This window comes from Pedobacter frigiditerrae, from assembly GCF_032678705.1.
Lineage (GTDB): Bacteria > Bacteroidota > Bacteroidia > Sphingobacteriales > Sphingobacteriaceae > Pedobacter > Pedobacter frigiditerrae_A.
The window spans coordinates 864727-877345 of record NZ_JAVTSS010000001.1 but is presented as its reverse complement, the minus strand read 5'-3'; the positions used below and the strand labels follow the sequence as shown (position 1 = coordinate 877345).

Genomic DNA, 12619 nt, shown 5'->3' with positions numbered 1-12619 from the left:
TATTAACTTCTCTCAATAAATTAAATATCTTTGTTACAAGAGATGAAAACTAAGTTTGAAAATATTGTAGCCAGTTGTCAGATCCGCTTTAATCGTGGAGAGGCTAGCACATGGAAACACAGTGATTTTTTAGACCTTAGCCGTGAAATACTCAGAGACACTAAAGTATCCATTAGTGCAAATACGCTTAAAAGGATTTTCGGTAAAATTTCAGTTTATCAGTATTACATCCCACAACAAGCCACCATACAAGCCTTAGAGAAATACGGTCAAAATCTTCAGCCAGATATCATTAACGAGCCTAATGATGAGCCTATCACCTCCACAACTCAACAACTTAACAAGTCAACACAGAGCCGTCTCAACCGCTACAAAATTCCTATTACTATTCTTGTGTTTGCAACCCTTGTCATTTTAGCATTTACTTTTTTCTTAAAAGACGATACATTAAAATCCGAACTCAAATTTGTGGGCAAGGAAGGAAATTTACCAGCAACAGCCTTTTTCGAATACACAGTCCCTGAGAGTGAAGACAGCCTTTTTCTAAATTTTGGAGATAAAACAAAGTGGCAATATGTAACAGCCGGAAAAGCCCACAGTGCCCACGCATACCTTTATCCTGGTCTATTTACCATAAGCTTACAAAGCAGAAAAAATACTTTACAATCTACTCGGGTCTATATTCCATCTAACAAATGGATTGGACTTGGTTATAGACAGGGTGAAGAATTACCCAATAATTATTACGAGTTTCTAGCCCGCAAAACCGGAAAAGATAGCCTCTTTCACCTGTCAAATGTTCAATTAAAAACAAAGGGCATTGATACTTCTGGATTGGTGTATACTAGGCTTTGCAATTTTACACCCATAGACAAACAGGTAAAGAACTTTATTTTCGAAGCTAAATTTAAAAATGTGCTAGACGAAAATGGTCTTTACTGTAAAAGTGCTCAGTTTCAAATTACGGGTAACAATAAAAACATTCGTTTCAGAATCACTACTCCAGGTTGTAGCAATAGAATAACTAATTTGCTCAGTGAACAATCCTTTGTAGGCTCTAGGGTCAACTTATCTAAGTTTGCCATGGACCTCAGTAACTGGACAACTATAAAGATGATCAACCACAATAAGAAAGTATCTCTTTATGTGAACAACAAACTGTTATATTCTGGCAATTATCAAGAACCAATTGGCCCCATCAAAGGAATTTTCTTAGAGTTCGAGGGAACTGCATTCGTAAAATCTTGTTCGCTAAAAACGGAAGACGGTAAAATCCTCTATAATTTCTAACAAATATCCCACGGATAAAACAAAACAACAACCTACAAATCAACACCTTAACTTGTCCATATTATGGATAGACTTTGGTTATGCATTTTTATTAATTACTCCTTGATCATATGTAATTTAGCTTATAACCAATTATACTCTTTGTAAGCGATGAACCAACACAAAAGAAAATTAATTTATTTCTTGCCCACTAAGACATTTAATTTACTGATCAGCAAATGGTTTAACCCACTGCTGATGAGTTTCCTTTTAACTTTATTTAGTTCATCTGTTTTTGCTCAAACCAAAAGCCCCATACAAGCTATCAGGAATGAGTTTTCTAATCCCTCTGGCATCGCTCGCACCAAACTTTGGTGGTTTCATGGCGAAACAGAAACAACAAAAGAAGGAATTACTGCAGACCTAAAAGCTTTTAAACGAGAAGGCGTTGGGGGCGTGGTTTATTACGATCAACAGCATGGTAAGGGCGAAAATGCCTTACTTGCATTTTCAAATCAATGGTGGACCATGTTTCGCTTTGCCGCAGCTGAAGCAAAACGTTTAGGTTTAACTTTCGAAACTCACCTCTCTAATGGTTATGTATCAGGTGGCCCATGGATCACCGAAGATTTAAGTATGCAACGCATAGAGGCAACCGACACTTTGGTAAATGGTGGGCAGCAATTTAGTGCCAAATTACCTGTTCCTACTCGTAAGAGTAAGTCTGGTAAGGTAAATGAAATTGCTGTTTTGGCTTTTCCTGTTCCAGAAGGAGATTGGGAAACAAGCCTAACTAAGCAACCCAAAGTATCAAGTAACATCGCACAGTTAAATGCAAAAGCCCTATTTTTTCCAAAGGATAATAAATTGATCAATATTCCTGCACCTAAGCAAGGTGAATCAGTATACATCAACCTACAGTTTAATGATTCTTTTACGGCAAGGAGCATTACCTATAGCATGCGTGCAAAAGGCAAGTCTACAACGGGCATGATGAACATGCCCGGCCCTGTATCCGATAATTTTTATGGTTATGGTTATGTGAAACAACCAGACTTAGGGCAGTTAGAAGTTTCTGAAGATGGCCTTAACTATACCAAGGTTTGCGACCTGAAACACATGTACGAATCCCCGTCTTGGAACCAAAGGACAATTTCTTTTGCACCAGTAAAAGGTAAATATTATCGTTTAAACCTACACGATTGGAGTGGGGCAAAAGACGGACAAGAATTACCACTTAGAAATATCGTAATATCAGCTCAAGCCAAAACAGACCAATGGGAAGATAAAGCCGCTTTTAATTCTGAATTTATTGAGAAAGACCAAACCCCTGATTATGCTGCAAAAGCTGTCATTGATCCCAAAACAATTATCGACCTAACTAATAAGCTTACAAACGGTCAATTAAATTGGGAAGTACCAAAAGGCAAATGGGTAATCATGCGTTTTGTGCGTGTTTCTATTGGTGTAAATACAAAACATGGGCGCCCTAACTTAATCGGTTTAGAAAGCGACAAACTTTCGGCAAATGCCACTAAACTTCAGTACAATAGTTATTTTAAGGTCATGTACGACTCGCTTAAAAAAGTCGGCATTCCTTTAACTGGCTTGCACATGGATAGCCATGAAGCGGGTTCCCAAAATTGGACCATAGGATTTGAAAACAAGTTCAAACAATTACGTGGTTATAACATTCAACCTTATTTGCCAGCACTACTTGGTTATATAGTGGGCACAACAGAAAAAACAAGTGGTTTTTTACATGACATGAGGCTTACCATATCTGATTTGGTAACCAGCGAATATTTTAATGTTTTAGATAGCTTGTGCCGTAAAGATGGTGTAATGTTTACGGCTCAGGCGGTAGGAAATGGAATAACGATAGCGGCAGACAACTTTAAAGCTAAGGGCAAAGTACAAAAACCACAGGGTGAGTTTTGGGCATACCAAACCCATGGCAGTTATGATGTTAAGGAAGCTTCATCAGCTGCACATATTTACGGTAAGCCAATTGCCTCGGCAGAAGCTTTTACTGATTTAAAATTTAGTCAATCCTTAGCCGAGGCAAAAAATGTAGCCGATTACGCTTTTGCTTTTGGCGCTCAGGAATTTGTGGTTTGTGCATCAGCTTATCAGCCTTGGCTTGATAAAATTCCAGGCAGCACAGGTGGTGGCCGCCAATATGTACTTAACAGAAATAATACTTTTTGGAACTACAGTCGCCCATTTTGGGATTACCAAGCAAGGTGCGCTGCCTTAATGCGCAATGGAAAATCAGTAGCCGATATTTGTATTTTTCTAGGCGAAAATGCACCACTAAAATTATTATCAAATCGTTTACCCGAAATTCCTGAAGGTTATGATTTTGATGTAACTACAGAAGATGGCTTACTTAACCGTATGTCTGTAAAAGATGGTCAAATTATCCTACCAGATGGCGTTAAATACCAAATCTTTGTACTAGAAGCCAAAGCTGATATCTCTCTTGAAGCCTTACGTCAAATCGCAAAAATGGTTAATGCAGGTATTGCAGTATATGGTGCCAAACCATCAGGTTCTAAATCTTTAGCCGATGCCCCATCTTCTAAAGAATACCAAACTTTAGTTAATCAACTTTGGGGGCCAGAACAAAGTGGAAGCAAAACTGTAGGCAAAGGAAAGGTATATTGGGGAATAACATTGGCAGCAGCATTGACAAAACACAGAATTAATCCTGATGTAGCTTTCAAAAGCGGAAATATACCTACCGATAAATTATATTTTGCGCATCGCAAATTAGCAGATCAAGAGATATACTTTTTTAATAACCACAGTAAAAACGTTTATAATAGTAACATTCGTTTACGTAAAGCAGCTACTCAAGCAGAATACTGGGACCCAACCACCGGCAAACAATACCTTCTTCCAATTATAGAATCTGGAAAGGATGGATTATTGTTAAACCTGGTTTTGCAACCAAATGAATCTGGATTTATCGTAACTTCTACTCTTCCTGCTCCAACCCTACCTACAAAATTAAAAGGGACTGATGAAAAAATCACTACAATTAACGGAGATTGGAAAGTTACCTTTGATCCAAAATGGGGTGGCCCTGGCGAAGTTATTTTTAACAAGCTAACCGATTGGACTCAAAATGAAGATAAGAGAATTAAATTCTACTCAGGTACAGCAGTTTATCGCAAAACACTGCAATTAGACCAAACACTTCCAGGTGAGCAAATCTTACTTCGTTTTGCACAACTAGGTTCAATAGCTCGTGTATTAGTAAATGGGAAAGAAGTAGCAACCGTTTGGTGCAGTCCTTGGGAAGCAGATTTAACTCAATTTCTTAAAAAAGGCGAAAACACCTTAGAGATTTTTGTGGTTAACGCTTTAACCAATAGAATGATTGGCGATTCAGCTCTTCCTCAATCAGAACGAGTTACTTACGCCTATCCAGAAATAGCTACCCCAAAAGATCGCTTAGTTACCTCAGGAATAATCGATAAGGTTTTTTTAGTAAAACGCTCTAAATAATTGAATTATGAAAAAATACAAAAATACAATACAATGAAAATTATAAGAATTTTATTTCTAATTGTTACTACAGCTTTTTTTACTTCACCTCTTTTTGCTCAAAACAATACGGATCAAATAAGGATAAACCAACTTTTTAATTTCGATTGGAAATTTAAGGCAGGTGATATATCAAACGCTCAAAATATCAATTTCAGCGACAATGATTGGCGCAAACTAGATTTACCGCACGATTTTCAATTTGACCAACCTTGGGACAAAAATGCCAATAAAGGGCGTGGGTTTAAAACACTTGGTGTAGGATGGTACAGAAAAACATTCAAGGCAGATCCAAATTGGAAAGGAAAACAAATTGCTCTCGATTTTGAAGGCATAATGTTATCAGGCGAAGTATGGGTAAATGGAAAGAAAATTGGTGCTACGCCTTATGGCTATTTAGGTTTTGAAGCAGATATTGCTGATGTAATTAAATACGATGCCGATAATGTAGTGGCTGTTCGTTCTACTACCGAAGGTGGTTCCCGTTGGTATACAGGTGGCGGCCTTTTCCGTGATGTTCATTTAGTGGTAAAAGACAAAGTGGCTATCGCTCGCCACGGTATCTTTATCACCACCCCAAAAATCTCTGATCAAAATGCAGAAGTAAATGTACAAGTAGAAGTGGCAGGCATTAAAGGCAAGGAATATGAATTAGAAATCAATACCAAGCTTTTTGCTCCCGATGGAAAAATAGTTGCCGAAACTAAAACAATGGCGCCTAAGAAATCCAATTTAGTTGAAGTAGAAGTTCCTTTGCCAAAGCTGAACATCGCTAAACCACAACTTTGGTCTTGCGAAACGCCAAACCTTTATACCGCAGAAGTGGCCTTAATTTTAAATGGAAAAGTAGTCGATAAGCTGACAAAAAGGTTCGGCATTAGAACGATAGAGTTTTCAAAGGAATTTGGAATGAAGTTAAACGGCAAAAAGGTTTTTCTTAAAGGCATGGCTAATCATGACGACCTAGGTGCTGTAGGCGTAGCTGCTCACAAAACTGCCATTGCCAGAATGATGGATCAAATTAAAGCCTTTGGTTTTAACCACATCAGAACTTCACACAATCCTTACTCAGAGTCGTTTTTTGACCTTGCAGACGAAAAGGGAATTTTAGTGGTAGATGAATTGTACGACAAATGGGGAAGCACGGTTGCTTGGGCTGGAAGCGCCCCATTTAACGACATTTGGTACAGCAACATTAAAGAATGGATCAAACGAGACCGCAATCATCCTTCTGTTATCATGTGGAGCTTTGGTAATGAATTACAATTCCAAGAAGAAAGATGGAATTTCCCTACTAGCGATTGGGGCGTAACCACTTACCGTTTGATGGATGTAGTAGCCAAACGCTACGATCCAACTCGTAAAACTACTGTGGCCATGTACCCTGCCAGAGCTGGTGGAATCATCAGAGCTAACCCAGATTTCCGTATCAAGGAAAATATTCGTCCACCAGAATTATCAACGGTAACCGAAGTGGCGAGTTTCAATTATACTTGGGAAGATTACCAAGAATACCTCAAACATGCTCCAAATATGATTATTTATCAGAGTGAAGCGGTAACAAACGAATTAGCCGCACCATACTTCGGAATGGACAGGGATAAAATGGTGGGATTAGCTTACTGGGGGGGCATAGAATATTGGGGAGAATCTCAAGGGTGGCCTAGAAAAGGATGGAACTATTCTTTCTTTAATCACGCCATGGAGCCATTTCCACAGGCCTGGTTAACCAAGAGCATTTTTACAGATGAGCCTTTAGTACATATTGGAATAGTAGACAGTGAAGGTGAATCGAAAATGTGGAACGATCAAATCGTTGGTCAAAAAGTGATTTCTTCACACTGGAACCGTACAGAAGGGGAAAAATATAATCTTTATACGTATACCAATGCGGATGAGGTAGAATTGTTAATCAATGGAAAATCTATTGGTGTACAAAAGAACAGTTCAGATGTTAGAAAACGCAATACCATTTATTGGAAAGATGTTCCTTACACCACTGGTAAAATTACCGCCATTGCTCGTAATAATGGAAAAGAAGTAGCACGTCATGATTTAGAAACTACCGGAAAAGCTTTTGCTTTAATCATCGAGACTGAAAATACCAATTGGAAAGCCGACAGAATGGACCTTCAATATGTAAAAGTTTATGCGGTTGACAGTAAAGGACGTAAAGTACCAACAGCAACCGGCGATGTAACATTTGACATTAACGGAGTAGCCAGCATAATTGCGGTTGACAATGGAGATCATTTAAGTGATGATTTATTTACAGGCAATAAAAAATCATTATTTAAAGGTTTTGCAATGGCCATTTTACGTTCAACTACAACTGCTGGAACAGTTAAATTAAAAGTAACTGCTCCAGGCCTAAAGGGAGCAGAAAAAACATTCTTAACCAAATAATTTAAGAACATAACTAACATGTCTTTATATAAAATCGCTTTCCCATTTAAATTTCAGGCATTAGCGCTAGGGCTACTGGTGCTTTTATTCACAAGGTCGGTTATTGCACAGGAAACGCCAGTTAAAAATGATGACCAAACTATCGTGAATTCAGTGACTAATGGACTTTTAATTGTAAATGCGAAAGCTACTTATGGAAATTTAACATTGCCAACTAGCATAAATGGGGCAACTGTAAAATGGACTTCCAAAAACGACAAAATAGTAACCTCAACTGGAATTATAACTAGACCAAAAAAAGACACTAAAGTAATTCTCCACGCAACAATTACAAAAGGAACAGCAGTAGCTGATAAAGACATTTCAGTTCAAGTAATTAAGGCCTACAAAAAAGAAGCAAATAAAGCCTATCTTTTCGTTCACTTTACCTTTACAGATGAAAAGATTTATTTCAGTAGCTCTAAAGGTAATTCTGCTTTAGATTGGCGTGAATTAAATAATGGCAAACCAATTTTCAGTTCTACAAATGGAACAACAGGTTTAAGAGATCCCTACATTGTACGTTCACCCAATGGTGATACATTTTATTTAATGGCAACTGACTTAAAGTGGTTTAACGGAACAAAAGGCCCTGATCGTAAACGCTATATCCAAGTTTGGGAATCTCATGATCTAGTCAATTGGTCTGCACAGCGTGATGTGTTAGTGGCCCCACCTAATGTTCAAAATACTTATGCCCCCGAAGCATTTTGGGATAATTCCATAGGTGCTTATATTGTATTCTGGACTTCCAAGATTGGTACAAACAGTTATTATACACCAATGTATGCTACCACACGAGACTTTGTAACTTTTACTGAAGCCCAAATTTGGCAACCAAATGAGTGGAGAATAGATTCAACGGTCGACAAAGTGGGTGAATGGTATTATCGTTTCACTAAATCAATCAACAAAGCCCATAACAACAGCCATGACATTGTAATGGAACGTTCAAAAGACCTTCGTGCTCCTCGCGAACTATGGGAAACTATAGATTACAACATAGGTACAAAAGCAGGAATTAAAGAAACAGAAGCACCACTAACTTTTAAGTCTAATCCTGGCGATATCAATGGCGAATATCATTATTTATGGATTGAGCGATGGATACCTAACAAAACATACGTCGCCCTGCGAACAAAAAGTTTTGAAAATCCAAAATGGGAGGTTGTTCCAATAAATTTTCCAAACCCATTACCTAAACACGGCGTAATCTTACCAATATCAGCAAAAGAAGCGAAAAGATTAGGCAGTGCTTACCCTACTACAACAATCAATACCGGAACAACAACAACAACTAATTAGTAATTAAAACAAAAAGCCTTAGTTTTCACTAAGGCTTTTGTACTTTTCATCATTGTAATTACTAATGCAACTTCAGGCCTTCAATTTTTAGGGTATAGGCATAATCACCAATTTTTTCATCTGGAAAAGTCACTGTAAGTCCATCTGCATCTTGCGTATATTTCAACTCTTTAGCATAACCCAACAAAGAAACCTTGGTAACCTTTCCTTTGCTGAGCGGCAATGAGCGAACAAGTACAGGTGCAGTTGGCCATTTTAAGGAAACAACGAACAAATTATTTCCTTTTGTGGTAAATCTTAGAGATTCCTCGCCGTATTTATCCCATGCTCTGGTTCCATAAATCCCATCGCCATTAACTTTAAGCCATTTGCCAACACCTAATAATATATCTTTTTGCTCTTGTGGAATAGTGCCATCACTTTTAGGTGAAATATTAAGCATCAGGTTTCCATTTCTACTTACATTTTCAACTAATCTTCTTATCACTGTGGCAGCATTAGTCAGTTTCATTCCTTCTACGTAACCAAACTTATCTCCGATAGGGTCATCAACTTGCCATACAAAATCAGTTAACTCTTTTGGTGCTCTTCCCTGGCGTTCAAAATCTTTAATACTTCCTGCTAAATAGGCTTCACTTTTAGTGCTGATAGAAACTGCTTTACCCCATTTATTTGCACTATTGTAATAATAGGCAGCAAACCTCAATTTAACAGAATCTAAACTTCTGCTGTTTACACCATTGTCAAACCAAAACATATCTGGTTTATACTTGTCTACCAACTCTTGGCAGCGAGCTAACCATTCTTCTAAAAAAGCCTGACTTTGAGGTGCTTTATCTTGGTCTTCAATTACCTCTTCTCCATTTACAGCTGGTTTACGAACAGGCGGAAGTTGTGGCGGTCCATAAAAATCTGCATAGGCAGGATCAAACAAATCAGACTTTGTTTTCAGTTGGGGGTACATAAAATCCCAATGTTCCATTCTATGATTAGAAACCCCAAACTTTAATCCATCTTTACGAACCGCAGCAGATAATTCGCCAATAAAATCAATCTTAGGCCCCATATCTTTAGAGTCCCATTTGGTCAACTTACTATCGTACATGGCAAAACCATCATGATGTTCTGCGGTTGGCACTACATATTTAGCTCCCGCTTCTTTAAAAAGATCTGCCCATTCTTGCGCATTAAACTTCTCCATTTTAAATAACGGAATTAAGTCTTTATAACCAATCTTATCCACCGGACCACCGAAATGCTCAACGTGCCATTTTTGCACACCAGAATTAGAGTACATGTGACGTGGATACCATTCACTGGCATAAGCAGCTACCGTATAAACGCCATAGTGAATAAAAATTCCAAACTTTCCATCCAGAAACCATTCTGGGGTTTTATAATTCTCTTTTACCGACTCCCAAGTTGGTTTGTAAGGACCTTTGGGAATTGCCGCCGCTTTTCCATTGGGTAGCTTGATGGTAACTCGTGCCGCTGTAGGATTGTTTGGCTCTTGCGCATAGGTTTGTACACCTTGGGAGGATAATACAAAAGCAATGATTGTAAATACTAGTGTTCTTTTCATTTTGTGTGTTTTTATTTAATCAAATAGTTGAAATAATCTACATCCAAATAACCCGAATCAGACTCATTGTTGTAGGTATAAATACCAATTCTATCTCCACGATAAGCACCCCACATCAACTGATAAGGCTTTCCAAATGGAATGTATTTAACGCCATCAGTGCTGTAGTAAAATTGACTTAAACCGTCTAATCCCCAAGTAGATTTAAGCCACAATTGATTACTAGCAAGCGCATCTCCCAAAACAATACTGCCTTTAGCATTATATTCTATTCTTTTGGTAATGCCATCAGATATAATACCCAAACTTGCATAGTTTGGTGAACCAAAATGCGTTAAACCAGATTTTTGTCCTTTCGTCATTCCTGCTAAATTCACTTTAACAATGACTTCATTAGATGAGGACCTGAAAGAACGTTGTGTAATGGTATTGCCTGCCTTTAATAGGTTATTTGTTTCAATTGGTCTAAAAGCCTTTAACCTTAACCAGCCTTTCTTTTCTGTTAAACTCCATTTTTCTGTTCTAGGTTGGTAATTCCATTCCCATTGTTGTGTCAGTATTTTAGCATTAAAACCATCACTGGTTTGTGGAATGTTTTTCTTTTGGCCTTGAACAGGCTTTGGTCCATTCCAAACCATTGAACCTATTTTATCGGCATCAGGATTGCCCAAAATTGGCCAACCATCTATCCAATTTACAGGCAGCAAACTCATTACCCTACCAGACCAATCTCCAGAAGACCCGTGATGTGTTAAAAAATACCAATCGCCTTTTTGAGTTTGAACAATGCCACCTTGATTGGGTTCGTGATTTTCTTTCTGAGCATAACTTAACTGTTTTGGTCCCTCGTAAGGTCCGTATATATTTTTTGCCCGCTGCATCATAACCGCTCTACCACCCGCTTTCACTTCAGAAAAAAAATGGTAATAAGTATCCTTTACTTTAAAAAGCTTGTTGGCTTCACTTCCCTTAGATTGATAAATTACCTTATCTGATGTAGCAATTAAGGTTTTCCCATCAGCGGTCATTTTAAACAAATGAACTTTATACCCATCTGCGAAATTTGTTCCTACAAAATAACCTTGTCCATCATCATCCCAAAAAGGGCAGCCATCATCCCATCCTTTTGCAGCTAAAACTTGATGAACAGGCGCCCAAGGCCCTTCAATTTTTGTGGCAGTAGTCATAAAATAACCTTTATCAGGGTCGCCAAAGTAAATCCAAAATTTGTTGTTGTGGTATCTAATTGCACCCGCCCAAATTCCCCTGCCATAGGTATTCATTTTATCCCAATTCATTTCTGTCGAGATTTTTGAAATATCCTTAACAGCGTGACTAACGATTTTCCAGTTCACCAAATCCTTTGAATGTAAAATCACAAAGCCTGGAGAATATTGAAATGTAGACGAAACAGCATAATAATCACTGCCCACCCTAATGCAATCTAAATCACTGTAATCTGCTGGAAGTATTGGATTTTGGTAAGTCCCATTATTTTGATCTCCCCAAGTTTGCCAATCTCCCCATTTTACTTTCTGTTGTGAGAAGCAAGGTTCAAACATTAAAAGCAAAAAACACCATAAGAAAATATAGCTTAACCGACAAGTACCTAACATTATCCACATACTATCTTCGAGCAATCTCTTATATAGCAAACGGTATTTTTCTTTTTTAAAAATGGGAGATGGCATTAACTGCTCATTAGAATGATAGATACCCATTACACCTAAAATAGCATACGGGAAACAGGCGAAATAGGTCTTGTTCATCACATACATCATACATAAGCCATCAAGAAATAGGCTTAATGAAAGTAAATATTTGGTTTTTTGGCTTTAAATGGAGCCTATCCAAATATCAATAATGCATTTTTAAATGTCATCCTGTAGTATCCTGCTTTAAAGTTTTCATTATGTAACTATTTGAGTAACAAGTTAAATTACTTTATAAACTATATAACATTATTCACAATCAATCAGTTCAATTCTTATCGCATAATTCTAATTTATTAAGGAGATAGGAATTATCCTGAACCTACAATAATATATTTTTGAGTAGGATTTTTTTTGATTGGTGTCTCTCCAACCGATAGGCAAGGTTTGATAGCGCATTAAGATTTCCACCCATCTCCTATTTTAAATTTCTGGTAATTTTCTTATCTTAGCTTAACATTGCAATTCTAGCAATCCAGCTTTTTCAAAGCATTTCATTTCTCTTAATTTCAATCTATCAAGTCCAAGTCATATCCAACCTTCCGCTATTTCCTATTGCACCACTATCCTAGTCTTACCCTATGATACTTGCTCCCTACTCTATTCTTAGACACTAAAGTATCACTAAGAGATACAAGGATAGGTATGCAAGGGCTATGCAAGTATGGTGCAAGGAACAAGGAATGAGCAATACATAGCCTACGTTGTTAACAGGAGGATTAACGATCATTTACAATTTATCTTACACTCA

6 protein-coding genes are annotated in these 12619 nt (G+C 37.6%); 4 read left to right on the top strand and 2 right to left on the bottom strand.

Annotation, left to right across the window (positions count from 1 at the left end; genetic code table 11):
* The first annotated feature begins 42 nt into the window (after positions 1 to 42).
* The 4 genes from R2Q59_RS03630 to R2Q59_RS03615 all read left to right on the top strand — a co-directional run bounded on the left by R2Q59_RS03630 (position 43) and on the right by R2Q59_RS03615 (position 8574).
* The gene (locus R2Q59_RS03630) at positions 43 to 1290 is read left to right on the top strand and encodes a hypothetical protein (RefSeq protein WP_316783735.1); all 1248 of its coding nucleotides are present in this window, start codon (positions 43 to 45) and stop codon (positions 1288 to 1290) included.
* A gap of 237 nt (positions 1291 to 1527) precedes the next feature.
* Positions 1528 to 4785, top strand: a complete 3258-nt coding sequence (locus R2Q59_RS03625; protein ID WP_316783733.1) for a glycosyl hydrolase — start codon at positions 1528 to 1530, stop codon at positions 4783 to 4785.
* Positions 4786 to 4818: 33 nt separating this feature from the next.
* Positions 4819 to 7230, top strand: a complete 2412-nt coding sequence (locus R2Q59_RS03620; RefSeq protein WP_316783731.1) for a glycoside hydrolase family 2 TIM barrel-domain containing protein — start codon at positions 4819 to 4821, stop codon at positions 7228 to 7230.
* Positions 7231 to 7248: 18 nt separating this feature from the next.
* A complete protein-coding gene (locus R2Q59_RS03615) occupies positions 7249 to 8574 on the top strand; it encodes a glycoside hydrolase family 43 protein (RefSeq protein WP_316783729.1) in 1326 nt (441 codons plus the stop codon).
* Between the two features lie 61 nt (positions 8575 to 8635).
* Here the strand turns inward: R2Q59_RS03615 and R2Q59_RS03610 are convergent, their stop codons facing one another.
* Complete coding sequence (locus tag R2Q59_RS03610) at positions 8636 to 10156, bottom strand: alpha-L-fucosidase (protein ID WP_316783727.1); 1521 nt, start codon at positions 10154 to 10156, stop codon at positions 8636 to 8638.
* Positions 10157 to 10167: 11 nt separating this feature from the next.
* Positions 10168 to 11925: a glycoside hydrolase 43 family protein gene (locus tag R2Q59_RS03605; protein WP_316783725.1), complete on the bottom strand. Its 1758-nt coding sequence runs from the start codon at positions 11923 to 11925 to the stop codon at positions 10168 to 10170.
* Positions 11926 to 12619 lie beyond the last annotated feature (694 nt).

Coding starts and splice junctions, on each gene's coding strand:
- R2Q59_RS03630 (WP_316783735.1), top strand. CDS start 43: ATGAAAACTAAGTTTGAAAATATTGTAGCCAGTTGTCAGATCCGCTTT.
- R2Q59_RS03625 (WP_316783733.1), top strand. CDS start 1,528: ATGAGTTTCCTTTTAACTTTATTTAGTTCATCTGTTTTTGCTCAAACC.
- R2Q59_RS03620 (WP_316783731.1), top strand. CDS start 4,819: ATGAAAATTATAAGAATTTTATTTCTAATTGTTACTACAGCTTTTTTT.
- R2Q59_RS03615 (WP_316783729.1), top strand. CDS start 7,249: ATGTCTTTATATAAAATCGCTTTCCCATTTAAATTTCAGGCATTAGCG.
- R2Q59_RS03610 (WP_316783727.1), bottom strand. CDS start 10,156: ATGAAAAGAACACTAGTATTTACAATCATTGCTTTTGTATTATCCTCC.
- R2Q59_RS03605 (WP_316783725.1), bottom strand. CDS start 11,925: ATGAACAAGACCTATTTCGCCTGTTTCCCGTATGCTATTTTAGGTGTA.